Here is a 25,685-nt window from a genome sequence, read left to right as displayed (position 1 = left end):
CCGGGCGTAAGTGGATTGCGGAGCTGCATAAGCATCACCAGTCGAGTCACCTTCCCCTGTGGGAGCTGGCTTGCCAGCGATGGCGGTGGGGCAGTCACCACAGATGTTGCAGGTGACGGCCTCATCGCTGGCAAGCCAGCTCCCACAGGGTTTCGCGTTGATCTGACGGGTGTTGCTAAAACCGATCCGGCTTGTTCGGCGCCGCCGTCCTGGCTGCCTGGGTCGTACTTGTTGTTATCACGGGTGTTGCTGTACACGGCTGCCGGATGCGCGCAGGCGCGCCCGGCCACCGTGGGGGCAGTAAATCGTCTGGTGTTTGCGAGTGGTGTCAGCGCTGGTTGCGTCGCGCCGCCCGTTGTCGGCAAGCCGCGCCGAACGCCTGGAAAATCTTCAGGTAGTTCGGGTTGTCCAGCACTTGCCATTCCGGGTGCCATTGCACGCCGAGGGCGAAGGTCGGGCTGTGCTCGACCGAGATCGCTTCGATCAACCCATCCGGCGCCACGGCTTCGGCGCGCAGGCCGGGGGCGAGGCGATCGATGCCCTGGCTGTGAATCGAGTTGACCTGAAACTCACCCGGCAGCTCGAGCGCTTCGAACACGCCGCCCGCAAGCACCGTCACCGCGTGGGCCGGTGCGTATTGCACGGCCACATCCGGGCTGTCGGCTTCGCGGTGGTCGAGCATGCCCGGCAGCTCATGCACCTTCTGATGCAGGCTGCCACCAAACGCCACGTTCATTTCCTGAAAGCCACGGCAAATGCCCAGCACCGGAACGCCCGCGGCGATGGCTGCACGTAATAAAGGAAGGGTGGTGGCGTCCCGCGCCGGATCGTGATCCGTGCCGGGGGCGCTGGCCGGGCCTTGATAGTGGAAGGGTTCCACGTTCGAAGGCGAGCCGGTCAGCAGCAGACCGTCGAGCTGACCGAGCAGGTCGTCGATTTCCGTCAGGCTGCCAAGGGAGGGAATGACCACCGGCAACCCTTCAGCGCCAACGCTGACAGCGCGAACGTATTTGTCGCCGCTGATGTGATAGGGGTGCAGGCCAATCTGTTTGACGCACGCAGTAACGCCGATCAATGGCTTGAATGCCATTTTTATTCACCTCGAAGTCTGACACTTGAACGAGCTTTTCCGGAGCTTAGCGTCGTTGATTTTAATTAACAACTGCCATGTAAAAAATTCTAAACGCCGTTCATCCAATTGGTAACGTTTGTGCCGCTCTGGGGCCTGCTTTACCACGATAGTGTTAAAAAAAGCCCGAAAAATAAAGGCTGCGGGGCGCCGCGTTCGCTATTGACTTCACTTTGCCTTTCGGATTGACTGGCTGCGCGACAAGGTAGTGAACATAATAATTAACAGCTAAATAGGTGCATCATGTCGGTCCCTCTGCGTACCGTTCAACTCAACGAAGCCAACGCATTCCTTAAGAAATATCCTGAGGTTTTGTACGTCGACCTTCTGATTGCGGATATGAACGGTGTGGTGCGCGGCAAGCGCATCGAACGCACCAGTCTTCATAAGGTGTACGAAAAAGGCATCAACCTCCCGGCCTCGCTGTTCGCGCTGGACATCAACGGCTCCACGGTGGAAAGCACCGGTCTGGGTCTGGACATCGGTGATGCTGACCGCATCTGCTACCCGATTCCCGGCACCCTGAGCATCGAGCCGTGGCAGAAGCGCCCGACTGCACAATTGCTGATGACCATGCATGAGATCGAAGGCCAGCCGTTTTTCGCCGACCCGCGTGAAGTGCTCGCCAACGTCGTGCGCAAGTTCGACGACATGGGCCTGACCATTTGCGCAGCGTTCGAACTGGAGTTCTATCTGATCGACCAGGACAACGTTAATGGTCGTCCGCAGTCGCCACGTTCGCCGGTGTCCGGCAAGCGTCCGGTGTCGACTCAGGTCTATCTGATCGACGATCTCGACGAATACGTCGATTGCCTGCAAGACATCCTCGAGGGCGCGAAAGAGCAGGGCATCCCGGCTGACGCCATCGTCAAGGAAAGCGCCCCGGCGCAGTTCGAAGTCAACCTGCATCACGTCTCCGACCCGATCAAGGCCTGCGATTACGCGGTGCTGCTCAAGCGTCTGGTGAAGAACATCGCCTACGACCATGAGATGGACACCACCTTCATGGCCAAGCCGTATCCGGGCCAGGCGGGCAACGGTCTGCATGTGCACATTTCGATTCTGGACAAAGAAGGCAACAACATTTTCGCCAGCGAGGATCCCGAGCAGAACGCCGCGCTGCGTCACGCGATCGGCGGTGTGCTCGAGACCCTGCCGGCGCAGATGGCTTTCCTCTGCCCGAACGTCAACTCGTACCGCCGCTTCGGCGCGCAGTTCTACGTCCCGAACTCGCCGAGCTGGGGCATCGACAACCGCACCGTGGCCGTACGCGTGCCGACCGGTTCAGCCGACGCCGTGCGCATCGAGCACCGCGTCGCCGGCGCCGATGCCAACCCGTACCTGCTGATGGCCTCGGTGCTGGCCGGTATTCACCACGGTCTGACCAACCAGATCGAACCGGGCGCCCCGGTCGAAGGCAACAGCTACGAGCAGAACGAACAGAGCCTGCCGAACAACTTGCGAGATGCCTTGCGCGAGCTGGACGACAGCGAAGTCATGGCGCGCTATATCGACCCGATGTACATCGACGTGTTTGTCGCGTGCAAGGAGAGCGAGCTGGCCGAGTTCGAGAACTCGATTTCTGATCTTGAGTACAACTGGTATCTGCATACCGTTTGAAGATCAAAAGCCCCTCACCCTAACCCTCTCCCAGGGGGAGAGGGGACTGAGCCGGGGATGCTCGGGAAATGCTGCGATCTGAACCTGCTGTACCGAATCCATATTCGACTCGGTCGTTCAGGTCGGCGCAGATTTTGAGCCTCCCCCAATCGGTCCCCTCTCCCCCCGGGAGAGGGCTAGGGTGAGGGCAGCCCTCTCAAGCCAGACACAGCAACCAGACCACCCCCAATCCCCCTCGTCGAGGCAAAACAATGACCAGAACCCGCAACGACTGGGAACATCACTTCCAGTCCCTGACCCTCGAAGCCCGCGCTTTCATCAACGGTGAATACCGCCCGGCGATCAGCGGCGAAACGTTCGAATGCCTGAGCCCGGTCGACGGCCGTTTTCTTGCCGCCGTCGCCAGCACCGATGAAGCCGACGCCAACCTCGCCGTCGAAGCCGCGCGCCAGTCTTTCAACTCCGGTGTGTGGGCGAAAAAAGCCCCGGCCGAGCGCAAGCGCATCCTGATCCGCTTCGCCGATCTGATCCTGCAACACCAGGAAGAACTGGCGCTGCTGGAAACCCTCGACATGGGCAAGCCGATCAGCGACTCGATGAGCATCGACATCCCGGCGGCCGCCAACGCGATCCGCTGGAGCGCCGAGGCGATCGACAAGATCTACGACGAAGTCGCCGCCACGCCGCACGACCAACTCGGCCTCGTCACCCGCGAGCCTTCCGGTGTGGTCGCGGCCATCGTGCCGTGGAATTTCCCGCTGATCATGGCCAGCTGGAAATTCGCCCCGGCGCTGGCGGCGGGCAACTCGTTCATTCTCAAACCGTCGGAAAAATCCCCACTGACGGCGATTCGCATCGCCCAGTTGGCGCTGGATGCCGGCATTCCCAAAGGCGTGTTCAATGTGCTGCCGGGCTTCGGCCATACCGTCGGCAAGGCGCTGGCGCTGCACATGGACGTCGACGTGCTGGCCTTCACCGGCTCCACGGCGATCGCCAAGCAACTGATGATTTACGCCGGGCAAAGCAACATGAAACGCGTCTGGCTCGAAGCCGGCGGCAAGAGCCCGAACGTGGTGTTTGCCGACGCGCCGGACTTGCGCGCGGCAGCAGAAGCGGCGGCCAGCGCCATCGCCTTCAACCAGGGCGAAGTCTGCACGGCCGGTTCGCGCCTGTTGGTCGAGCGATCGATTCGCGAGCAGTTCATTCCGCTGCTGGTGGAAGCGTTGCAAGCGTGGAAACCGGGGCATGCCCTCGACCCGGCGACCACCGTCGGCGCCGTGGTCGATCAGCGTCAACTCGATAATGTGCTGCGCTACATCAGCATCGGTCGCGAGCAGGGCGCTGAGCTGATCGCCGGCGGCCAACGCACCCTCGAAGAAACCGGCGGCCTCTATGTGCAACCGGCGATCTTCGACGGCGTGACCAACGCGATGACCATCGCCCAGGAAGAAATCTTCGGCCCGGTGTTGTCGCTTATCACCTTCGACACCGCCGAAGAAGCGCTGCAGATCGCCAACGACAGCATCTTCGGCCTCGCCGCCGGTGTGTGGACGAGCAACCTGAGCAAGGCGCACACCTTTGCTCGAGGTTTGCGTGCCGGCAGCGTCTGGGTCAACCAGTACGACGGCGGCGACATGACGGCGCCGTTCGGTGGCTTCAAGCAATCGGGCAACGGTCGCGACAAATCGCTGCACGCGTTCGACAAGTACACCGAGCTGAAAGCGACCTGGATCAAGCTCTAATTCTTTTACAGCGGCGGCCGCCAGTGTCTGGCGGCCATCGGAGAAATTTATGAAACAGCAACACGTCAACAGCTACTACGCCGCCACCCGCAACGAAGTCATCGACTTCCCGACCCTCGAAGAGTCGGTCGAATGCGACGTCTGCATCATCGGCGCCGGTTATACCGGCCTGTCCTCGGCGCTGTTCCTGACTGAAGCGGGCTACAAAGTGACCGTGCTCGAAGCGGCGAAAGTCGGCTACGGCGCCAGCGGTCGCAACGGCGGGCAACTGGTCAATTCCTACAGTCGCGACGTCGATGTGATCGAAGCGCGCTACGGCGACAAGACCGCGGAAATCCTCGGCAGCATGATCTTCGAAGGCGCCGACATCATTCGTTCGCGCATCAAGGAATATGACATCCAATGCGACTACCGCCCGGGCGGTATTTTCGCAGCGATGAACAAGAAACAACTCAACGGTCTGGCTGAGCAGAAGCGTGGCTGGGAGCGTTACGGCAACCGCAATCTGAAGATGCTCGACGCGGCTGAGATTCGTCGTGAAGTCGGCTCCGACGCCTACGTTGGCGGTTTGCTGGACATGCAGGGCGGCCACGTTCATCCGTTGAATCTGGCGCTCGGTGAAGCGGCGGCGATCGTGCGCTTGGGCGGCAAGATCTACGAGCAGTCGGCTGCGGTGGAAATCACCTATGGCGAGCCAAACATCGTGCGCACTGCCAAAGGCCAGGTCCGTGCCAAATACCTGCTGATCGCCGGCAACGCCTACCTGCCACAAGGCCTCGACAACCGCGTGACCGCGAAAAGCATGCCGTGCGGCTCGCAGATCGTCGTCACCGAACCGCTGACCGAGCAGCAGGCGCGCAGCCTGATCACCAACAACTACTGCGTCGAAGACTGCAATTACCTGCTCGATTACTATCGCCTGACCGCCGACAACCGCCTGCTTTACGGCGGCGGTGTGGTCTACGGCGCGCGCGAGCCGGACGACATCGAGCAACTGATCCGCCCGAAAATCCTCAAGACCTTCCCGCAGCTCAAGGACGTGAAGATCGACTACCGCTGGACCGGCAACTTCCTGCTGACCATGTCACGCATGCCGCAATTCGGCCGCATCGAAAAAAACGCCTATTACATGCAAGGCTACAGCGGCCACGGCGTCACTTGCTCGCACCTGGCCGGCAAACTGATCTCGGAAATGATCCGTGGCGACGCCGAACGCTTCGACGCCTTCGCCTCGCTGCCGCACATGCCGATGCTCGGCGGCCGCACCTTCTCCGCGCCGCTGACCGCCCTGGGCGCCGTCTACTACTCGCTGCGCGACCGCTTCGGCGTCTGACTTACCACCCCGGCGGCGGCTCAAAACCCCGCCGGTTTTCACTACGCAATAGCACTGATGTCCCCCTGTGGGAGCTGGCTTGCCAGCGATAGCGGCCTTTCAGCAAAAGGGATGTTGAATATGCCATCCAATCGCTGGCAAGCCAGCTCTCACAGGATTTCTGTTTACCCGGAATAATCACCAGCAGGCTCATTTCAGCCGCCATCCATCGAACCTGCTGAGCATCACCGGCAAACGTGATTTAATAGCCGCCTTTCACGGTTCCGGGACACGGGAGCAACGTGATCCGCGCGACCTGCGCGTCACCCGCCACCCACCCCATCGTCCTTGTCGTTCTCACATAAGGCTGTCATGGATACGGGTTCTCGACTCAAACTAGTACGCGAAAGCTACAAACTCTCCCAGCGCGAGCTGGCCCGGCGTAGCGGCGTGACCAATGCCACCATCTCGCTGATCGAACAGAATCGTGTCAGTCCTTCCGTCAGCTCATTGAAAAAGCTGCTCGAAGGCATACCGATGTCCCTGGCCGACTTCTTCACCTTCGACCAGCCGCCGCGCGAACATCAATACGTCTTCCGCGCCAACGAACAACCCGACCTCGGCCGCCACGGCCTGCGCCTGCTGCTGATCGGCGCCTCCGTCCCCAGCCGCCAGATGCGCCTGCTGCGCGAACAATACGCCCCCGGCGCCAGCTCCGGCGACGAGCCGATCGTGCATGCCGAAGGCGAGGAGTGCGGGCTTGTGACCCGTGGCACCGTGGAATTGACGGTGGACGGGCAGGTGAGTGTGTTGAGTGCGGGGGACGGGTATTACTTTCCTACGACATTGCCGCACAAGTTCCGCAATATTGGTGCGGATGAGGCGGAGATCATCAGCGCGAATACGCCGGCGAATTTCTGAGTTTCGACAAAATTGATCTACCGGACGATCACCACTCGTCCGGCGCATCGCACGTTCGCCGCGCACCTTCTTCCAACGCTGTAACTCCCCACGCAACGGAAGAGCCACCATGCAGAACCATAAACTTGCGGTAATTGCCCTCGCGGCGTTGCTGTTCGGCAGTTCGCCGTACACGCTCGCTGCTGGTGAAACGTCGACCCCGACGGCGAGCGACGGCACCAGCCAGACGCGTGAGCCGGCGTCTCCAGCCACCAATGCCGACCCGGATGCCGAATCGCTACCCAAGGGTGGTGACGGTGGCAAGACCGACAATGGGCCGGTGCCGTCTGCCTCCAAGCCCAGCCCTGCGGGTCAACCATCCGGTAGCAGCAGCGGGGGTAGCGGCGGCGGTTGATAGACCGAGCACTAGAATGCCCGGTCTTTTAAGCCATGCTTTAGACATTGTTTTGATGACCCGATATCTCTTCCGAGGTGTCGGGTTTATTCTTGCCATTCGTCAGCCGCACCGCATTTTCACCGCGCACCTGCTTCCAATGCGTAACTCACCCCGCAAAGGAAACAGCCAACATGCGCCCAGTCAACTTCGCAGCACTGACCCTCGCCACTCTGTTATCCGCCACCTCCCTCTACGCAGCGGCCGCCAACGATACCCCGGCGCCGACCGCCAACGACGGCAACAGCCAGACCAACCCGAGCGCGCCGGAAGACATTCATTCCAACGGCGCCACCGTGCCGAAGGGCACGCAGGGCAATACCACCAACAACGATGGCTCGACACCCTCGGGCGGCAAGCCCAGTGGTTCGAAACAATCGAACGACAGCGGCACCAGCAGCGGTGCCGGCGAAGGTTAAGCATGTTTCGAATGCAGCAAGCCCGGCATGTAGCCGGGCTTTTTTATGGGCAAATCCTGGATGACTGAACGCTATTTCGCCTTCCAGTTGCCGCCGCTGTTTTGACAGTCGATCTTCGCCTGTTCCAGATGCTCACCGCCGTAGTAATAGGTGGTCACTTGCGCGTTATCCGGCAGGTTCAGCGGTTGGGCGCTTTTGTCTTTGCTGGTCGAGTGCGGGTTGGCCAGCGATTCCTGGGTGAGGCGGGCGGTGCAGGTGGCCTGGTAGTGATCCTCGCAGCGCGCGACTTTTTTCTTGGTGGCGTTGAGGGTGTCTTTGCTTTCGTTGCTGCACGACCAGTTGATTGAGTCCACCGGCACGCCTTCGTATTCATAGCAACTGTGGGTTTCGACGGCGGGCACTGCGGCGCTCGAAGAGCGGGTCTGGACGTCGCAGCCTTCGGCCATGACGCAGGTGGGGATGATGGCAAACGTGGCGATCAGCAACAGCAGTCGGGTTTTCATCGGCAGTTCCTCTCCAATGGCGCCGCGTCTGATCGGTGATTTGGCGCTTGTCTGCTTTCGAGGTGGCGAAGGCGTGCAGGGTTCCATCGGGTTCGCGACGGGTGATCTTCGCGTACACTGCGCAACAATCAGAAACATTCAGCGCCCAAGGATTGGACCGTCGCCATGATCGAAATCGGCCGCCGCAACATTGCCCCCGCTTCGCAGCATCCGTTTCACGATATCTATCTTTTCCACATCGACCCCGCAAAACCCGAGACGCCGTTCTGCTTCGAGCAGTCGATGGGCGGCGGGCATATGGAACATGGCGGGGCGCGGTTTCTCGCGCTGGATGAACTCGACGCGTGGTCCGGCGACTGGCGCGACCACTTGAGCAAAGCCGATTGCGCCTGGGTGGCCGAGTTGATCGATGCTAACCCGAACGCCGATCAAGCGACGCTGGTGGCGTTGATTCTTCAGCGTCACGCAGCACCCGCGCGGCCAGTCGGGCGCTGGAAAGCCCTCGGCAACTGGCTCAAACGCAATATCCACGTCGGCGGCCGTTACGGCATCTGACCTTCGGAGATTCTTATGAACCAAACCCTCGAACGCGCTATCGCCATCGCCGCCACGGCCCACATAGGGCAAGTCGACAAGGGCGGTGCGCCGTACATTCTGCATCCACTGAAAGTCATGTTGCGCATGACCACGCTGGAAGAACGCATCGTTGCTGTGCTGCACGATGTGGTCGAAGATTGTGGCGTCAGCCTGAATGATTTGCGCGAGGAAGGCTTCAGCGAAGAAGTGCTGACGGCGATTGCATCGGTGACGAAAGCGCCCGGTGAGTCCTATGAGGATTTCGTCGACCGCGCCGCGCAGAACCCGATCGGCCGGGCGGTGAAACTGGCGGATCTGGAAGAGAACAGCGATATCTCGCGGATCGCCTCACCGGGTTGGGAGGATCTGGAGCGGATCGAGAAGTATCGGCGGGCGATTGCGCGGTTGCGCATGTAGAAAGCAGGGCATTCCCTGTGGGATCGGTGGTGCTTCAGTTGATAGCCAGGAAGGCGACTATGAAATCAGTTATTTGCTTGTTGATTGCTGCCGGTTTCGGCGCGTTGTTGCAGTTCGAAGGCGTCCCCCATGGCTTGCTGCTGGGCTCGATTATCGTCACCGCAGTGTTCGCCAGTAAAACCGGCATCGCACCGGCCACCCCCTATGGACTCGGCTACATCCAGGTCACGCTGGGGATCGCCACCGGCCTGATGTTCGAGGCGTGGGACAGCGCGACGGCCTCGGCGCTCTTGCCCAGCCTCGGTGTATTGCTGATTTGCCTGACTGTACAGATCGCATTGGCCGGATGGTGGCTGACCCGCGGCGCAGGCTGGAATCGTACCGATGCGCTGCTCGCGGTTTATCCCGGTGCACTCGCAGCGGTGTTCGATTTGCTCGAATCGGAAAAGGCCTCGAGCAAGGTCATCATCGTTCACTTGATGCGCTTGCTGCTGATCACCGTGCTGGTGAGTTTGTTGATACCCGGCCAGTCCGCCATCGCGGTTGCCGATGGCGATCCATTGACGACAGGCATGGCGCTGACCGCGTGTGCTGTCATCGCGCTGAGCGTATTGCTCGGCCGCCTGCTGCTGATGATCGGCGTACCGGCGCCGTTCATGCTCACCGCGATCATCATCACGGCGGTGTTTGTAAAATCAGGATGGCTGCACGGTTTTCATATGCCGGACTGGAGCCTGAACCTGGCCGCGCTGATTCTCGGCGTACGCATCGGCTCACGGTTCCAGGGCCTCGGCTTCGCTGAACTGGCCCGGCACGGGCGCACAGCGCTGGTCTCGGTTGGCTTGATGATCGTGGTCGCTGCAGTGTTCGCCGAAGTCGCGGCGGGGTGGCTGGGCAACGATCCGCTTTCGCTATGGCTCGCTTATATGCCCGGAGCGATTGAGACGATTGCGATTGTCGCGTTTGGTGGCGGGCTGAATGTGGTGTTTATTCTGACGCATCATTTGAGCCGGATGGTGCTGCTGCACTTTGCGCCGGCGTTGTGGGTGCAGGTGCGGTGAAATCGCGCAGGTGCCTGAAGATTCAGGCACCAAAATGCAGTTAATCGTCGGTGTACATCAGCTCTAATCTATCGATCCACTCTTTAGATGCGCTAAATTTTTGGTAATAAGCCTGCTTTTCGCAGTCATCCAAATTGGTGAAGAAAGGATAAAAATAATTGTCGTCATAGTATCCTTGAGCACCTTCCATATTTCCACCCCACCACGAAGGCTCATAGTCAGGAAATGCTACCCAAGGAGGCGGCAATGGGAGCCTTTTACTATTCAAGCGTAACAGAAGATCAGTGCTGTTTGTCACTATTCTGATAGTCGTCGAATGGAACTCTCGCGTGGATATAGAGAGGATCGCTTCGGAATTCGTGGTGGTGTTCGTATATTGGTGAACAGGTAATCCGTTAAAAGATCGTTTGGTTGTCAGCCTGAAATTAGACTCTATGAGCCCCTCGAAGTGAATAATGTCGTCAGTGGCAATAAGGAAGCTAGAATAAACAGCCTCAATGCCTATGTTTTTCAACGACGAGGTGGGGGGGTATTTCATAAATTCGACAATCTGTAGCGGACGAGAGAATAGCTTCTTCAGTTCTGGTAAGGTATACCCAATTATCTGCTCATCTGGTTCGGACTTGACGGAACGAAATATTCGACGGAAAAAATTCATGGATTTTTTATTCCTGTAAATATTCGGTTAGCCAAGTAGCTCCTAGATACCCAGCAGTACCAAATACTATCCCACCAATAGCGCTACTAACTATCGCGCCAGGTCCTGTTTCTATGCCCACTGCTGCGCCAGCTACCACGCCAATTCGTGCTCCTGCAAGAGCGGCGCCCCAGCCACCAGCTTGCTTTACGACTTCGACGGAAATTGGTTTAATGCTATTTTGTTTGAATGATTCTTCTGTGGCGATTTTTAGGTCATATGCTGTGAATCCGATAGCGAATACGCGTACTACTTTTGCACCTTTGATAAATGCTCTTGTTGCTTTCTCTGATCCTGGGGTGAAAATAGCGCTTGCGGGAACTTTCTCTGATTGAATCAATACTTCTTTGTCAATGTTTTTGACCCAGTCTGCAATTTCGTCAATCTTTGCTACATTTTTTGGTGCGTTTTTCTTGTAGTCTTCAAGTGCTTTCAGTATTTCATCTGTGCTAACCAACTTAGCGCCCGCGGCTTTTGCTTTTTCAATGTCTATATATACCGTCTTTCCGTCGAACCTTGGCGATCCGTTTGGAAACTCTGAGCTGGTGGATAAATAACTCGAGGGGTACTTTCGACTGCTGTAAACATGTTGTGCTACTGTTGCAGTGGAGCCGGGTGCTACCGGTTTCATTCCATATTTTTCTGGCCAAACTTCATTTTTTATCTGGAATTCAGGAAGGTTTTTAGCAACTAGGTGTGGGTTGTCGGGGGAAGAGTAAATTTTTCTGACAAGAAAGCCGTCTTTACCTATTTCATCAACTACTACAAACAAGTGGATGTTGGCTGGCATAAGGTAGCCGGGGACATTGCTCACCGAGCCTGCTTGTTTGTTAGTCGGAACCTGGCAAGAAAATTCCGTCATGCATCACCCCACTTTTCCAGCGCGGCAACGCCCGTCGTTATTTCTAATGTTTCTTGTTTACTTGTTGCGATTCGCGGCGTGTGGCCCGCTTCATCGGAAAAGCCAGTATATACGCGGCCGGCCTCATCCTTGATGTGATAAGGCACATTAGCTAAAGGCTGACCATCACTGCCGACGATTCTGAATTTTTCGTCAAATACCATCGCCCAGAGTGGCATGGCAGACGGCGGAACGAACTCTGCGGGAGTGTGAGAATTACCAATGATTACAGTCGAAGATCCGCTGACAATCTTGTTGCCATGAGCACCCACGCTGCCAACGGTAGCAGCGGGCATACCGTTGATGAGAACCGTCGAAGCAACGTCTCCTGTAATGGGGCTGCCGCATGCGCTCTTGTCGTTTTGACGGGCGGCAGCCAGACCGTCGAAAAATACATCTGAAGAGCCACCAGCAATGGGGTTAACCATGTCCCGGAAGTGGACAAGAGGTAGGATCGGTCACTCGGGCAGCAGGTTTTCCAGACATTGCGAACTTCCTTGTAAAAACGAATGGTTCAGAAATGTTACACAACTCGACCAAGGTGGGCCATGGTTCTGTCTATGCGGCTGAAAAAGCACTTGAATTGAATGTGAGTCATTCAAGGCAAGAGGAACCTACAAAATATGCGTAGCGAACCCTGTGACTCCGCACGCAATTTCATCTTTTAAGGTCAACGCCGGAATCTCATACTCCCCCCCATTCTGCTGCCGAAACCCGATCGGCCGCGCACTCCACAACTCATCCAGCCGCCGCCCCAGTTCCTCGGTGGTCGCGGCATACCGCGCAGCATCCATCCGACTACTCCGATACACCACAAACGGTGGCACCACTTCAAATCCGGGGTAGTACAAAATCCCGTGCTGGATCGGAAACAGCAGATCATCCATCGGCCCGTTGATCCCGCGCGCGGCGTAGTGTGATTCCCAGCCGCCGGTGGTAACCATCAGCATCGCGCGTTTGCCTTTCATTTTGCCTTCGCCGTAACGCTCGCCCCAGCGGCTGTCGGAGTGTTCGCCGACGCCGTAGGCAAAGCCGTAGGCGTAGACGCGGTCGACCCAGCCTTTGAGGATTGCCGGCAGGGTGAACCACCACAGCGGGAATTGCAGGATCAGCGCGTCGGCCCAGAGCAGTTTTTCCTGTTCGCGGGCAATGTCGGCGGCCTGGGTGCCGTCGGCGTAGGCGCGTTTTGAGTCGAGGGAGGCGTGGAACGGTTGCGACGGGTCACGCTGCGGAGCGTCGTCGGCGTCGAGGGTGGGTTTCCAGTTCATCGCATAAAGGTCGGAGACTTGCACGCTGTGGCCGGCGGCTTGCAGGCGCTGAACGGTGAAGTCCTTGAGCGAGCCGTTGAGAGACGTCGATTCGGGGTGGGCGTAAACCAGTAAAACATTCATGGTGGGAAGCTCCGTGGGTGAATGACTGCAGGATCGGCGTTCGCCCGGTATATTGGAAATGAATGTCTGATATGTCTGGTATAGCCATGAATAATTTGAGACGGCTGGATATCAATCTGTTGATGACCCTGGATGTGCTGCTGGCCGAGCACAACGTTACGCGTGCGGCGCAGCGGCTGAATCTGTCGCAGCCGTCGGTGAGCGTGCACCTGGCCAAGCTGCGCGATATTTTCGGCGATCCACTGTTGCTACCCGGCCCACGAGGCATGCGCCCGACCGCACGGGCCGACGAGTTACGCGAGCCGTTGCGCGAAGCGCTGGAGGCGTTGGAGCGGGCGGTGGCGCCGGCCAGTGCGTTCGACCCGGCGCAGGCCACGCACAGCTGGAAAATCGCCGCGACCGATTACGGCGAATCGACCGTGGTGCTGCCGGCACTGAGCGGCTTGCGCGAACAGGCGCCGGGCACGCGGCTGGCGGTGATCGACCTGCACCCGCAACAATTGCTGAAAGAGGCCGAGCAGGGCGTCTTCGATCTGGCGCTGCACATTAGCGAGGACGCGCCGCCGGAATTGCATCGGCGGCCGCTGTTTCAGGAGCGTTACGTGCTGGCCGGGCGCATCGGCCATCCGCACCTGCAAACGGCGCCCACGCGTGAACAGTTCTGCGCGCTGGAACACGTATTGGTGTCGAGAGAGGGTGGGGGCTTTTTCGGGGTGACCGACCGGGCGTTGGCCGATGTCGGTTTGAGGCGCAACGTGGTGTTGTCGGTGCCGCACTTTCTGATGGCGATGTCGGTGTTGGCCAGCACCGATCTGGTGGCGATGCTGCCGTCACGGCTGGTGCGCGGCAATCCGGCCTTGCAGGTGGTCGACGCGCCGCTGGAAGTGCCGGGTTATGAAATGGCGATGTTCTGGGGCGAACGCTCGCACCGCGATCCGGCGCACAAGTGGTTGCGCGAGCATCTGCTGGCGTCGGTCTGAGACCCGGTCAGGCGTGGACCAGCGCCACTGCAAACGACACGACGATCATGCACGCGAAGGCGAAATTGAGATTCATGGGGTGTTCATCCTGAGCCGTTTTAGAGTGGGGCCATTGTGAACAGGCGCACGGCAAAGAAAAAATTCGCCTTGTTGATTCCAATGATCGAAACAATTGATAGCCGCTGCGTTTGTATTTGTCCGGGGCTTTCGCTAGCCTTGGTTAAACCTGCAATTACAAGCACAAACAGGCACAACCATGCACGATCACTCCATCGCCGAATTGCCCTCGCTGCGCCGGCAGAAAATCCTCTTGCTGCTCGAGCGCGACGGCAAGGTCATGGCGTCCGAGTTGAGCCAGCACTTTGCCGTGTCCGAAGACACCATCCGCCGCGACCTCGCCGAACTGGACAATGCCGGGCTGGTGCAGCGCGTGCACGGCGGGGCGTTACCGCGGCCGAAAGACTCGGGCAAGGATTACTTCACCCGGCTCGATGAAACCGATGAGGTCAAAGTGCGCCTGGCGCAACTGGCGGCGCAGCAGATCGAGGACGGGCAGATCGTGCTGTTCGATTCCGGCTCGACCACATTGCAGGTGGCGCGCTCGCTGCGTGCCGATATCAGTATTACGGCGGTGACTGCTTCGCCGATGACGGCGATTGCCTTGTCGGAGTACAGCGGCGTGAGAGTGATTCTCGCCGGTGGGCAGTTGAACCCGCGGACCATGGCGGCGGGTGGGCATGAGGCGCTGCGTCTGTTGGCCGGGATCAAGGCCGATCTGGCGATAACCGGTGTGTGTGCGATTCATCCGGAAGTGGGGATTACCTCGCTGCATTTCGATGAAGTACCGGTCAAGCAAGCGATGCTCGATAGCGCGGCGCGGGTGATAGCGGTGACCTCGGCGGACAAGCTCGGCGCGGTGGAACCGTTTGTGGTGGCGCCGTGTACGCGCTTGCACACGTTGATCACCGAACGGCATGTGGCGTCGGGCAGTGTCGAGGATTATCGGCGGTTAGGGATTGTAGTTCAGCAGCTCCCCGATTGAGTTTATCGGGTGTGGCTGATGGCCCTATCGCTGGCAAGCCAGCTCCCACAGGTTTTCATGGTGTACATAAACTTGATACGCCACGATCACTGTGGGAGCTGGCTCGCCAGCGATGGCGGCAGCATGATCAACACATCTTTCAACGCAACTTTTCAAGCATCTGGTAATACCACATCCCCGCCGCCAGCAACGGGTTGCCGAGCAAATCCCCCATCGGCACGCGGATGTGCTGGCAGGCGGCGAAGGTGTCGAACTGTTCCAGTTGCCCGGTGATCGCCCGGCTCATGATTTCACCCATGATGTGCGTGGTGGCGATGCCGTGGCCGGAATAGCCCTGGCAATACCAGACGTTGTCCGAAAGCTTGCCCAGTTGCGGGATGCGGTTGATGACGATGCCCATCGCGCAGCTCCACTGATAGTCGATCTGCACGCCTTTGAGCGCCGGGAATGTCTGCTCGATGCACGGGCGCAGTTCGGCGGCGATGTCCCGTGAATCCTTGCCGCTGTAGTTGGCGCCGCCGCCGAACAGCAAGCGACCGTCAGCCGTCAGGCGGTAATAGTCGAGGACAAAACGGCAGTCATACACCGCGAGGTCTTGCGGGTTGATCTGCCGCGCCAGCTCGCCCAGCGGCGCGGTGGTGACGATGCCGCCCATGGCCGGGAAAATCTTGCCCTTGAGTTGGCCCGGTTCGAGCTTGTGGTAGACGTCGCCGGCGAGCATCACCTGGTTGGCGTCGATCTGCCCGTGAGCGGTGCGCACGCCCGGCCTGTCACCGTGAATGATCTCCAGCACTTCGCTGTTCTCGAAGATCAGCGCACCGAGACTTTCCGCCGCCCGCGCTTCGCCGATGCACAGGTTGAGTGGGTGCAGGTGCATGTTGCGGGTGTTCTTGATTGCGCCGTGATAAAGGTCGCTTTGCAGAAGATCGCGGACCTGACTGCGATCAAGCAGGCTGACCTCATCACCCAGTCCGCGCCGCACGGCTTCTACGTAGTCACTGCGCAGGCCGGTCATGTGGCTGGGTTTGTACGCTGCGTGCAAATGGCCGTGTTTGAGGTCGCACTCAATGGCATATTTTTCGACGCGCTGTTGGATGATTTCGTGGCCGCGCCAGCGCAGGTGCCAGATGAAATCGTCGACGTCATCACCGAGTTTCGCGCGCATCTGTTTGCGCATCGCGCCGTCGCCGGACAAGCTGCCGGTGACCTGACCGCCATTGCGCCCAGTGGCGCCCCAGCCGATCTTGTGGCTTTCGACGATGGCGACTTTCAGGCCTTTTTCCGCGAGTTCGACCGCAGTGGCGACGCCGGTGAAACCGCCGCCGATGATCACCACATCCACCGAATGCCGACCTTGCAGGGTCGGGTAGTCGGTGTCGCGGTTGAGGGTGGCGGTGTAGTAGGAATTGCAGCGGTTGGTCATGTCAGGGTCCACACAAATTCGGAAGTCGGAGTGCAATCCCCTGTGGGAGCTGGCTTGCCAGCGATAGCGGAGTGTCAGTCAACGCTTATGCCAGATGTGCCGGCCCCATCGCTGGCAAGCCAGCTCCCACAGGGTTGAGTGGTGGGGCTTCAGGCCTCGGTCAGGTACCAGCGCCAATCCTGCTCACCCACCTCGGCCATGAACTGCCGGTACTCGGCCCGTTTCACCGCCAGATACACGCCCAGAAACTCCTGCCCCAGGGCATCCCGCGCCCACACCGAATTTTCCAGCGCCTGCAACGAAGTCAGCCAGTCGGTCGGCAGCAACTCCTTGGCCTGCGCATAGCCATTGCCCTCGACCGGCGCACCCGGATCAAGGTCTTCACGAATGCCGCGATGAATGCCAGCGAGAATTGCCGCCGCCGCCAGATACGGGTTGGCGTCGGCGCCGCAGATGCGGTGTTCGATGTGCCGCGTGTTGGCCGGGCCGCCGGGCACGCGCAGGCTGACGGTGCGGTTGTCGACGCCCCAGGTCGGCGCCAGCGGGGCGTAGCTGTTGGCCTGGAAACGTCGGTAGGAATTGGCGTTCGGGCAGAACAGCAGCAGCGAATCGAGCAGCGAGGCGAGCATGCCGCCAATCGCGGTGCGCAGCAGCGGCGTGCCGGCCGGATCTTCCGAGGCGAACAGATTGTGCCCGGCGTCATCGGCGAGGCTGACGTGCATGTGCATGCCGGTGCCGGCCAGGTCGTCGAACGGCTTGGCCATGAACGTCGCCTGCATGCCGTGCTTGTGCGCCACCGCTTTGACCAGACGTTTGTAGCGCACGGCCTGATCCATCGCTGCCAGCGCATCGCCGTGTTCGAGGGTGATTTCCACCTGGCCCGGCGCGTATTCGGAGATCGCCGTGCGCGCCGGAATGCCGTGCAGTTTGCAGGCGCTGTAGAGGTCGGCGAGGAATGGTTCGATCTGTTCCAGTTCGCGCAGACCGTAGACCTGGGTGTGTCGCGGTCGACCACCGTCGGCATCCAGCGCCGGTTGCGGTCGGCCGTTGTGATCGCGTTTGGCGTCGAGCAGATAGAACTCCAGCTCGCAAGCCATGATCGGGTGGAAACCCTCGGCTTTAAGCGCGTCGATGACCTTGATCAGCAAGTGTCGCGGGTCGGCGATGCTCGCCGGCAGGCCCTCAGTCGGGTGCATGCTCACTTGCACCGCAGCGGTTGGAATCTGCCGCCACGGCAGGCGTACCAGGCTGCCTTCCAGCGGATAGGCGCGGCAGTCGATGTCGCCGACGTCCCAGACCAGGCCGGAGTTTTCCACGTCTTCCCCCTGTACGGTCAGGCCGAGGATGGTGCTCGGCAACGGCCGGCCGCTTTCGTACACAGCGAGCAGTTCTTCGCGGTGCAACAGCTTGCCGCGCGGCACGCCGTTGGCGTCGAGGATGAACAGCTCGATCATGTCGATATCGGGGTTTTGCGCAAGGAACAGACGTGCGTCTTCAAGGGCTGCGAATTTCATGGCAATCACTCACGGGGGCGCCGCACAGGCGCGCAGAATCGGGCCGGACACGACGCGGCAAAAGGCGTGGGTGTCCTGGCAGAGATATCAGAAGGAAGAAGACTGTCGCGGGTTTTTAACCGGCGCGATCAGACGGGCAGGGCGATATCCGGCGGGCGTGCGGAGTGGCGCAGCTTGGAACGGCGCAGGGCCATGGGCAGATTGACGATACGGTTCATACGCCGCTCCTGACGAGGGCGCGCGAGGGTGAGACGTACAACGCTTGTTGTGGTTTAGGTGACGTACTCATAACGCGTGTTTCCGTTGGCGGAAAACGTCGGTGGCGGGGCTGGCCCGCCGACCGGTGTGCCCGGATAGTAAGGGGGAATCCGCGGGCATGTAAACGGGAGATTATCGCGCCGCGCTTCAGCGCATCAGGTGAAAGCCCAGCCCGGCGAGGGCGCAAACGATCAGCACGCTGATCACCCCGCGCTTGAACACGAACAGGGCTACGGCTGCGGCAATCGCCAGGACGATCGAAAATACATCGACGGCGCCGGCAAAACCGTTCGGCCAGAACACGTGGTAGGCGAAGAAACACGCCAGATTGACAATCACCCCGACCACGGCGGCGGTAATGGCGGTCAGCGGTGCGGTGAACTTCAGTTCGTTGTGCGTCGATTCCACGAGCGGCCCGCCGGCGAGGATGAACAGGAACGAGGGCAGGAAGGTGAACCACGTCACCAATGTCGCCGCCAGGGCGCCGGCGGCGAAAGCGTGCTCGGGGCCGAACATCGGTTGCACGTAAGCGCCGACGAAGCCGACAAACGCCACCACCATGATCAGCGGCCCGGGCGTGGTTTCACCGAGGGCGAGGCCGTCGATCATCTGCGTCGGCGTCAGCCAGCCGTAGTGGCCGACCGCGCCCTGATAAACGTACGGCAGCACCGCGTACGCGCCGCCGAAGGTCAGCAGGGCAGCTTTGGTGAAGAACCAGCCCATTTGCGTGAAGGTGCCGTCCCAGCCGAACAATGTCGTCAGCAGCGCCATCGGCAAACACCACAGCGCCGCGCCGATCAGCGCCAGTTTCCACAGTTTCGCCGGTTTGAAACGGGCGTGCTCCAGTGTCGGCGTGTCGTCATCGATCAGCGCCGGGCCGAAGGATTTGCCGCTGTTGCGCGGGCTGGCCGCGTTGAAACGCTGCGGGGCGAAGCGTCCGCCGAGATAGCCGATCAGCGCCGCGCCAAGCACGATCAACGGGAACGGCGCATTGAACGCAAAAATCGCCACGAACGACGCCCCGGCAATCGCCCACAGCCAGGCGTTCTTCAGCGCACGCGAGCCGATGCGATGGGCCGCATGCAGGACGATTGCCGTCACCGCCGGTTTGATTCCGTAAAACACTCCAGCCACGGCGGGCATGTCGCCGAAGGCGATGTAGACCCACGACAGCGCGATCAGGATGAACAGCGACGGCAGCACAAACAGCACACCGGCAACTATTCCACCCCAGGAGCGATGCAGCAGCCAGCCAATGTAGGTCGCCAGTTGCTGGGCTTCGGGGCCGGGCAGCAACATGCAGTAATTGAGTGCGTGGAGGAAACGCTTCTCCGAAATCCAGCGGCGTCGCTCGACCAGCTCCTGGTGCATGATCGCGATCTGCCCGGCAGGACCGCCGAAGCCGATGCAACCGAGCTTGAGCCAGAAGCGCCAGGCGTGTTTCAGGGTGATGGGGGCGGGGCGCGGGAGATTTTTTTGTTCGTGATCCAATGGCGTCGCTCCTGGCGTGAGTCCTGGCGGAGCGGGTATATAAGCAGGTTTTGCTTGCGATGTGGTGTCAACCTAAAACCCTCACCCCAGCCCTCTCCCAGAGGGAGAGGGAGCCGACCGAAGTGTCTGGCGTTATGCATCGACCTGGATGACCGCGTCGATTATGAGACCAAGCATCCAGAACGAAATGTGTGGCTTATGGATTCACCAATGCAACATCACCTCGACGGAGCTCGCCAGCATCCCCCGATCAGTTCCCTCTCCCTCGGGAGAGGGCTAGGGTGAGGGGCTACGATGTCTGACCCACCCCAAACCCCCGCGCCGAACTGATCCGGTAATCATTGAACGGTCCCGTTTGCGCGCTGGGGGTGGCCGGTCAGCCCCCCGTCATGTTCATGAACCGCACCACCTGCACATCATCGTTGACTTCGAAATTGTGCCGATACGGTTTCAGCTTCATGGCTTCGATGATGGCTTTTTCCAGGCGTTGCGGTTGCCCCGGATGGGCGCGCAGCACCGCTTTCAGGTCCATCGAATGTTCGTTACCCAAACACAACAACAGTCGGCCTTCGACAGTCAGCCGTACGCGGTTGCAAGTGGCGCAGAAGTTGTGGCTGTGCGGGGAGATGAAGCCCAGGCGAATCTCCGGTGCTTCGGCCAGGCGCCAGTAGCGCGACGGGCCTTGGGTCGATTCGGCGGAGTCGATCAGGGTGTAGCGCTCGGCAATTTTCTCGCGCACCTGGGCGCTGGAGAAAAACGATTCGGCGCGGCTGTGTTCGCTGATGGTGCCCAGCGGCATTTCTTCGATGAAGGAGATGTCGAGCTGACGATCGATGGCGAAGCTCACCAGATCGTTGATCTCGTGATCGTTGCGCCCCTGCATCACCACGCAGTTGAGTTTGGTGCGGGTGAAACCGGCCTTGCGTGCGGCGTCGATACCTTCGATCACCTGGGCCAGATCACCGGTGCGGGTCAGTTCCTTGAAGCGCTGCGCGTCGAGGCTGTCGAGGCTGATGTTCAGGCGTTTGACCCCGGCGTCGAACAGCGGCGCGGCGAGTTTGCCCAGTTGCGAGCCGTTGGTGGTCAGGCACAGTTCGCGCAGGCCGGGCAGGGCGGCGATCTGCTCGCAGAGCTTGACCACGCCGGGGCGGATCAGCGGTTCGCCACCGGTAAGACGGATCTTGCGTGTGCCGAGAGCGACGAAGCTTTGCGCGACCTGAAACAGCTCTTCGAGCGTGAGGATCTGCTGGCGCGGCAGGAACTGCATGTCTTCGGCCATGCAATAGACGCAGCGGAAGTCGCAGCGATCAGTGACCGACAGGCGCAAATAATCCACGCGGCGGTTGTGACCATCGATCAATTCACGCTCTGTCATGGTTTCGCCTCGTGGATATCAGGTGCGGCCAAATGGCGCAGTTGCGCAGGTTAAAGTCCGCACCCATCGCCGTCCAATCACTCTGGCTGACCGGCTGATTGACCCGGTCGATGATGGAATCATTGCGCACCGAACATCGCCGTCCAGTAAATGCCGGCATTGCTTTTCGGATCGGTTGCGTACGCCGCGCCGAGTTCCTTGTATTGCGGGTTCATCAGGTTGGCGCAATGCCCGGGACTGGCGAGCCAGCCGTCGACGACTTTGCCGACCGTATCTTGCCCGGCGGCAATGTTTTCGCCGACCAGTTGCCCGCTGTAACCGGCAAGTTCGGCGCGGTCGCCGGGGGTACGGCCATCGCGGTCCTTGTGATCGAGGTAATTGTTATTGGCCATGTCGCGGCTGTGATCCTGGGCCACCGTGCCCAGCGTTGCATTCCATGCCAGCGGTGCGGCAGCGGCGAAAGCCTGGCCGCCGCATTGGCGCTGCTGGCTGCGGGCGGCGTTGAGTTGGGCGAGCAGTTTCTGCCCTTCGCTTTGCCCGTCGCCGAGCTTGGCCGAGAGCAGCGGCCGCGCCAGGACGATGCGCCAATCACGATCGACGCGGTTCACGCCGATATCGACGAACTGCGGATCGAGCACCACCTGACAGAAACTTTCCTGGATCGCTTGCATCGCCGACGCTGCGTCGCGCGGGCCGTTGAGGGTGATCGCCTGGACGTTGACCATCGGATAGCGGGCACTGGCCATGGCTTGTTGCAGATCGACCGCGCCGCTGGCCGGCAGGCGCAGGCGTGGATCGGCGGACAGTGGCGGCAACTCGTTTGAGGCCTGCGTGCCGCAACGCTGCGGCTGGCTGCGGTAGCTGTTGATCGACTCGATCAGTTGCAACTCATCGGCCGCCACCGCTGATGCGGCGAAGACAACGCCCAGCGATAACCCGGCGAGACGCAAAACAGATGGCATGAAGCGCATGGAAATCTCCCTTGAGCTGAATGCGCCCATGATGCGCGAAAGGCCCCCGGTGGGTGCAATGTCTTTTTTCGGCATCCGGCGGTTTTTTTATCCGGGATGTTTCTCCCGGCTTGGCCGGCTACACTCTGCGCAGACCCCGAAAACCGGGCGTCTCACCGACGAAACATCCAGCCCGGAACGGGCGCTGCCGGAAGAACTGACATGGGATTGAAACGCTTGGCGGGTTGTCTGGTATTCACTTTGTTGGCAGGCGCGGCATGGGCCACCGGGCAGGCCCCGATCGAGGTCAAGGCCGAAGAGAAAGCACAGGTGCTGGAGGAGAAAGCGGCGGACAAGGTTAGCAGCGCCCCGGCGCCGAAATCCGAAGCGATCACCCCAACCGAGGCGCAAGCGGTTGACCCGGCCGGCGCGGCGCCGCTGGACGACCCGTTGACCTGTCTGGCGCGCAGCATCTATTGGGAAGCCAAGGGCAAGGACACCCCGGAAATGGAAGCCGTGGCCAGCGTGGTGATGAACCGTCTCGGTCACGAGGGATTTCCCGACACGGTGTGTGCGGTGGTCAAACAGGGCTCGGAAAGCAAAAGCTGCCAGTTTTCCTGGTGGTGCGACGGCAAGCCCGATCAGGTCAAGGAAGACGCCGAATACGCGCTGGCCAAGAAAATTGCCGGCAAGGCGCTGAACCGCCAACTCAAGGATCGCACCCACGGCGCCATGTATTTCCACGATCGCAGAGTGCATCCGGGCTGGGCCAATGAATACCGCCGCACGGCCGCGATCGGCAAGTTTCAGTTTTATAAACCGGCGGGCGGGGATGCGCGTTAGGCCCACCGCCATTTGTCGTCGCATGAAGATCCCTTGTAGGAGTGAGCCTGCTCGCGATAGCGGTGTATCAGTAAACGAATATGTGCCTGACACACCGCTATCGCGAGCAGGCTCACTCCTGCAGGGGATTGGGGGTGGCTTTATTCCGTCGGTTGGCGAACGGGGAAAAACAGCTCGAAACAGGTCACGTCGTTCTCGCTGCTGACGCTGTAGCGCCCCTGATGCAGCTGCATGATCGTCGCGACAATCGACAGGCCCAACCCGTTGGATTGCGCCGAGCGCTCGCGTGACTGGTCAACCCGATAGAAACGCTCGAACAGCCGCGCCAGATGCTCCGGCGCAATGCTCGCGCCCTGATTGCGCACGCGTAGATAGCTGCCATCCTCCTCAGCAAATGCCTCAACCTGCAGCGTCGAATCCGCTGCGCCGTACTTGATCGCATTCGCGCAGAGGTTGGCCAAGGCGCGGCGCAACAGCATCGGTTCGGCCCAGATCACGCCGTCGCCGCGGGCCTCGATGGTCATGCCGACATCCGCTGCCAGCCCCTCGAAGTAATCGGCGATGCGCTGCATTTCCTCTGCCGCATCCAGTTCCTGACGTTGGCTCAAGGCACTGGCCGGGTCGGTGCGGGCCAGAAACAGCATGTTGTCGAGCATGCGCGTCAGGCGTTCGAGCTCCTCGACGTTGGAGGCGAGCAATTGCTGATAGGCCTCGACACTGCGGTGTTGCTGCAGGGCGACCTGGGTTTCGCCGAGCAGGTTGTTGATCGGCGTGCGCAACTCGTGGGCCATGTCGGTGGACACCTGGCTCAACTGCGCAAAGCCTGTGGCGAGCCGGTCGAGCATGGCATTGAAGGCTTCGATCATCGGCTGCATTTCTCGCGGCGCGCCGTGGCCGTCGAGGCGTTCGTTGAGGTTGCCGACGCCGATGCCGTGCGCATGTCGGGCCAGACGTCGCACCGGCAGCAGGCCGCGATACACCAGCAGGCAACCGACCAGCGCCAGCAGCAGCGCCGCCAGCGAGGCCAGCCCGTAAACGCTCAAACGGTAACTTTCGAGCATCGCCGTGCGCTCGCTCATCAGGCGCCCGGTGGTGACTTGCAGATTGCCCAGATCGCCGGAATCGATGGTCGCCGCCACCGCGGAAAACGGCACGCCGTTGACGCTCGGCAAATGCTGCACATCGTTCAGGGTCATCGGGTGATCGATCGGCACGGCAGGCAAATCCGGCGCGGTGAGGTTGCCCGGGTTGACCACCAGCAGCGGCGGCTCGCCGGGCGTGCCGATGGTCAGCAGCGCTTCGCGATTGCCGAGCATGTTCTGGAACAATGCCGGTTTGTGCTTGATCAATTCCAGCGTGTTGCTGTCGTTGAGGAAACTGCGCAATTGATCGATACGACTGACCAGCGCCGTGTCATCGCGCCGGGTCAGTTGCTGCTCCAGCTCGTTGTACAGCGCGGCACCAAGGCCGGCCAGCGAAGCGAAAGCGAGCAGGGCGAACAACAGCGCCAGGCGCAGGGTCAGTGAATACTCGCGAGGGCGGCTCATGGCTGCGTGTCGAAGCGATAGCCGATACCGCGCACGCTGTGGATCAGCTTGAGCTGGAACGGGTCATCGATCTTCGCCCGCAAGCGCCGCACGGCGACGTCGACGACGTTGGTGTCGCTGTCGAAATTCATGTCCCAGACCCGCGAGGCGATCAGCGAACGCGCAAGCACCTGCCCGGTGTGGCTGGCGAACAATTGCAGCAGGGCGAACTCCTTGTTGGTCAGGGTGATGCGCACACCGGCACGGGTCACCCGGCGCTTGAGCACGTCGATCTGCAGGTCGGCGATTTGCAATTGTTCGTCTTCATGAATCGGCCCGCGCCGGGTCAGGGTGCGCAGGCGCGCCACCAGTTCGGCGAAGGAAAACGGTTTGATCAGGTAATCGTCTGCGCCGAGCTCAAGGCCTTTGACGCGGTCGGCGATGTCATCGCGAGCCGTGAGGAACAACACCGGCGTGTCGGCTTCCTTGCGCAGCCGGCGCAGCACTTCCCAGCCATCCATTTTCGGCATCATCACGTCCAGCACGATCACGTCGAAGCTGTGCTCCAGCGCCAGATGCAGGCCATCGGCACCGTCGCGGGCCAGGCTGACGCTGTAACCGAGTTCCTGCAAACCGTTGAGCAGGTAATTGCCGGCCTTGGGTTCGTCTTCGACAACCAGAATATTCATCGGTCAGTCTCAATGGTCGTTGGTGCAGCCGCTGCCTTGAACCTGATAGTCCAGCACATGTTCGCGGCCCTGATGGTCGAGGTAATTCAAGCGCGCCGGGATCACCCCGCACGCCTGTGAAATATCGGTGCTGGACAGCACTTTGTCGATATCCAGATGCACGTAGAAACCGGTTTTGTCATGGATCACGCCGGTGTCGGGGGTGGTCGCGGCAAACACGCTGCCGGTGGCGAGGAGGGCGGTGAAGGCGATCAGGAGGGTTTTCATGGTCAGTCACTCAGTGGGTGAAGTGGATCGGCAGTGGCGCCGGAACAACTTCAGGCTACCGAGCGATCCGCACGGCAAACCGACAACTGAATGACAAAGTTGTAATGAAACGGTGTAAGAAGACTTTCCAGACTCAACTCATATCCTTGTGGGAGCTGGCTTGCCAGCGATGAGGCCGGCACAGTCAAAATTTTCATTGACTGAT

At 60.3% G+C, this 25,685-nt stretch carries 26 protein-coding genes and 1 pseudogene; 13 read left to right on the top strand and 14 right to left on the bottom strand.

The window, feature by feature from the left end; genetic code table 11:
• Positions 1–328: 328 nt before the first annotated feature.
• Positions 329–1,090 carry a gamma-glutamyl-gamma-aminobutyrate hydrolase family protein gene (locus BLU24_RS18020; RefSeq protein WP_093102366.1) on the bottom strand — a complete coding sequence of 254 codons (762 nt, stop codon included), beginning with the start codon at positions 1,088–1,090 and terminating at the stop codon, positions 329–331.
• 282 nt (positions 1,091–1,372) lie between these two features.
• Here BLU24_RS18020 and BLU24_RS18015 point away from each other — a divergent pair, with 282 nt between their 5' ends.
• From BLU24_RS18015 to BLU24_RS17990, 6 genes are all read left to right on the top strand, one after another.
• A complete protein-coding gene (locus tag BLU24_RS18015; RefSeq protein ID WP_039763287.1) occupies positions 1,373–2,749 on the top strand; it encodes a glutamine synthetase family protein in 1,377 nt (458 codons plus the stop codon).
• Between the two features lie 251 nt (positions 2,750–3,000).
• Complete coding sequence (locus BLU24_RS18010) at positions 3,001–4,491, top strand: aldehyde dehydrogenase (RefSeq protein WP_093102363.1); 1,491 nt, start codon at positions 3,001–3,003, stop codon at positions 4,489–4,491.
• A 49-nt stretch (positions 4,492–4,540) separates the two neighbouring features.
• A complete protein-coding gene (locus tag BLU24_RS18005; protein WP_093102360.1) occupies positions 4,541–5,824 on the top strand; it encodes an NAD(P)/FAD-dependent oxidoreductase in 1,284 nt (427 codons plus the stop codon).
• 351 nt (positions 5,825–6,175) lie between these two features.
• On the top strand, positions 6,176–6,724 hold the full coding sequence (locus tag BLU24_RS18000) for a cupin domain-containing protein (RefSeq protein ID WP_093102357.1): 549 nt from the start codon (positions 6,176–6,178) through the stop codon (positions 6,722–6,724).
• A 109-nt stretch (positions 6,725–6,833) separates the two neighbouring features.
• Complete coding sequence (locus tag BLU24_RS17995; protein WP_090282863.1) at positions 6,834–7,118, top strand: hypothetical protein; 285 nt, start codon at positions 6,834–6,836, stop codon at positions 7,116–7,118.
• 173 nt (positions 7,119–7,291) lie between these two features.
• Complete coding sequence (locus BLU24_RS17990) at positions 7,292–7,576, top strand: hypothetical protein (RefSeq protein WP_093102354.1); 285 nt, start codon at positions 7,292–7,294, stop codon at positions 7,574–7,576.
• A gap of 71 nt (positions 7,577–7,647) precedes the next feature.
• Here BLU24_RS17990 and BLU24_RS17985 read toward each other — a convergent pair whose 3' ends face one another.
• A complete protein-coding gene (locus tag BLU24_RS17985) occupies positions 7,648–8,079 on the bottom strand; it encodes a hypothetical protein (RefSeq protein WP_093102352.1) in 432 nt (143 codons plus the stop codon).
• Between the two features lie 165 nt (positions 8,080–8,244).
• On the opposite strand from BLU24_RS17985, the gene BLU24_RS17980 reads away from it, so the two are divergent.
• Genes BLU24_RS17980 through BLU24_RS17970 form a run of 3 tightly spaced genes read left to right on the top strand, consistent with a single transcriptional unit; the run spans position 8,245 to position 10,133 of the window.
• A complete protein-coding gene (locus BLU24_RS17980) occupies positions 8,245–8,634 on the top strand; it encodes a hypothetical protein (RefSeq protein WP_093102350.1) in 390 nt (129 codons plus the stop codon).
• Between the two features lie 15 nt (positions 8,635–8,649).
• Complete coding sequence (locus tag BLU24_RS17975) at positions 8,650–9,072, top strand: HD domain-containing protein (protein ID WP_093102348.1); 423 nt, start codon at positions 8,650–8,652, stop codon at positions 9,070–9,072.
• Between the two features lie 59 nt (positions 9,073–9,131).
• On the top strand, positions 9,132–10,133 hold the full coding sequence (locus BLU24_RS17970) for an AbrB family transcriptional regulator (RefSeq protein ID WP_093102346.1): 1,002 nt from the start codon (positions 9,132–9,134) through the stop codon (positions 10,131–10,133).
• Positions 10,134–10,173: 40 nt separating this feature from the next.
• On the opposite strand, the gene BLU24_RS17965 is transcribed toward BLU24_RS17970, so the two are convergent.
• The 4 genes and pseudogenes from BLU24_RS17965 to BLU24_RS17950 form a co-directional block, all read right to left on the bottom strand.
• Positions 10,174–10,791, bottom strand: coding sequence for a hypothetical protein (locus BLU24_RS17965; RefSeq protein WP_172833283.1), 618 nt, complete (start codon positions 10,789–10,791; stop codon positions 10,174–10,176).
• A 7-nt stretch (positions 10,792–10,798) separates the two neighbouring features.
• Positions 10,799–11,620 carry a hypothetical protein gene (locus tag BLU24_RS17960; protein WP_093106820.1) on the bottom strand — a complete coding sequence of 274 codons (822 nt, stop codon included), beginning with the start codon at positions 11,618–11,620 and terminating at the stop codon, positions 10,799–10,801.
• 68 nt (positions 11,621–11,688) lie between these two features.
• Positions 11,689–12,217, bottom strand: a pseudogene (locus tag BLU24_RS17955) (PAAR domain-containing protein).
• A gap of 128 nt (positions 12,218–12,345) precedes the next feature.
• Positions 12,346–13,122: an NAD(P)H-dependent oxidoreductase gene (locus tag BLU24_RS17950; protein ID WP_093102344.1), complete on the bottom strand. Its 777-nt coding sequence runs from the start codon at positions 13,120–13,122 to the stop codon at positions 12,346–12,348.
• A gap of 86 nt (positions 13,123–13,208) precedes the next feature.
• Between BLU24_RS17950 and BLU24_RS17945 the strand changes: the two genes are divergently transcribed.
• Together BLU24_RS17945 and BLU24_RS17940 are read left to right on the top strand one after the other, a co-directional pair.
• A complete protein-coding gene (locus BLU24_RS17945) occupies positions 13,209–14,102 on the top strand; it encodes a LysR family transcriptional regulator (protein WP_172833281.1) in 894 nt (297 codons plus the stop codon).
• Positions 14,103–14,358: 256 nt separating this feature from the next.
• Positions 14,359–15,144 carry a DeoR/GlpR family DNA-binding transcription regulator gene (locus BLU24_RS17940; protein ID WP_093102339.1) on the top strand — a complete coding sequence of 262 codons (786 nt, stop codon included), beginning with the start codon at positions 14,359–14,361 and terminating at the stop codon, positions 15,142–15,144.
• A 139-nt stretch (positions 15,145–15,283) separates the two neighbouring features.
• Here the strand turns inward: BLU24_RS17940 and BLU24_RS17935 are convergent, their stop codons facing one another.
• The 5 genes from BLU24_RS17935 to BLU24_RS17915 all read right to left on the bottom strand — a co-directional run bounded on the left by BLU24_RS17935 (position 15,284) and on the right by BLU24_RS17915 (position 22,176).
• Positions 15,284–16,567, bottom strand: a complete 1,284-nt coding sequence (locus BLU24_RS17935) for an NAD(P)/FAD-dependent oxidoreductase (RefSeq protein ID WP_093102336.1) — start codon at positions 16,565–16,567, stop codon at positions 15,284–15,286.
• Positions 16,568–16,716: 149 nt separating this feature from the next.
• The gene (locus tag BLU24_RS17930; protein ID WP_093102333.1) at positions 16,717–18,081 is read right to left on the bottom strand and encodes a glutamine synthetase family protein; all 1,365 of its coding nucleotides are present in this window, start codon (positions 18,079–18,081) and stop codon (positions 16,717–16,719) included.
• A gap of 405 nt (positions 18,082–18,486) precedes the next feature.
• On the bottom strand, positions 18,487–19,830 hold the full coding sequence (gene chrA / locus BLU24_RS17925; RefSeq protein WP_093102330.1) for a chromate efflux transporter: 1,344 nt from the start codon (positions 19,828–19,830) through the stop codon (positions 18,487–18,489).
• Between the two features lie 376 nt (positions 19,831–20,206).
• Positions 20,207–21,205 carry a GTP 3',8-cyclase MoaA gene (gene moaA, locus BLU24_RS17920; RefSeq protein ID WP_093102327.1) on the bottom strand — a complete coding sequence of 333 codons (999 nt, stop codon included), beginning with the start codon at positions 21,203–21,205 and terminating at the stop codon, positions 20,207–20,209.
• Between the two features lie 119 nt (positions 21,206–21,324).
• Positions 21,325–22,176, bottom strand: coding sequence for a CAP domain-containing protein (locus BLU24_RS17915; RefSeq protein WP_093102324.1), 852 nt, complete (start codon positions 22,174–22,176; stop codon positions 21,325–21,327).
• Here BLU24_RS17915 and BLU24_RS27670 point away from each other — a divergent pair.
• A complete protein-coding gene (locus tag BLU24_RS27670) occupies positions 22,166–22,387 on the top strand; it encodes a hypothetical protein (RefSeq protein WP_157720859.1) in 222 nt (73 codons plus the stop codon). The genes BLU24_RS17915 and BLU24_RS27670 overlap by 11 nt on opposite strands.
• Complete coding sequence (locus BLU24_RS17910) at positions 22,378–22,998, top strand: cell wall hydrolase (protein WP_093102321.1); 621 nt, start codon at positions 22,378–22,380, stop codon at positions 22,996–22,998. Before BLU24_RS27670 ends, BLU24_RS17910 begins: the two co-directional genes overlap by 10 nt.
• A gap of 140 nt (positions 22,999–23,138) precedes the next feature.
• Here BLU24_RS17910 and BLU24_RS17905 read toward each other — a convergent pair whose 3' ends face one another.
• From BLU24_RS17905 to BLU24_RS17895, 3 genes are read right to left on the bottom strand one after another with little or no spacing between them, the layout of a single operon-like run.
• On the bottom strand, positions 23,139–24,545 hold the full coding sequence (locus tag BLU24_RS17905) for a heavy metal sensor histidine kinase (RefSeq protein WP_093102318.1): 1,407 nt from the start codon (positions 24,543–24,545) through the stop codon (positions 23,139–23,141).
• Positions 24,542–25,213, bottom strand: coding sequence for a heavy metal response regulator transcription factor (locus tag BLU24_RS17900; RefSeq protein ID WP_093102315.1), 672 nt, complete (start codon positions 25,211–25,213; stop codon positions 24,542–24,544). Before BLU24_RS17900 ends, BLU24_RS17905 begins: the two co-directional genes overlap by 4 nt.
• Positions 25,214–25,222: 9 nt before the next feature.
• The gene (locus BLU24_RS17895) at positions 25,223–25,480 is read right to left on the bottom strand and encodes a DUF2790 domain-containing protein (protein ID WP_090282880.1); all 258 of its coding nucleotides are present in this window, start codon (positions 25,478–25,480) and stop codon (positions 25,223–25,225) included.
• Between the last annotated feature and the right edge of the window lie 205 nt (positions 25,481–25,685).

The sequence above is a fragment of the Pseudomonas sp. Z003-0.4C(8344-21) genome, from assembly GCF_900104975.1.
GTDB lineage: Bacteria > Pseudomonadota > Gammaproteobacteria > Pseudomonadales > Pseudomonadaceae > Aquipseudomonas > Aquipseudomonas granadensis.
The sequence above is the reverse complement of the archived record's forward strand: the minus strand, read 5'-3'. Positions and strand labels throughout refer to the sequence as shown.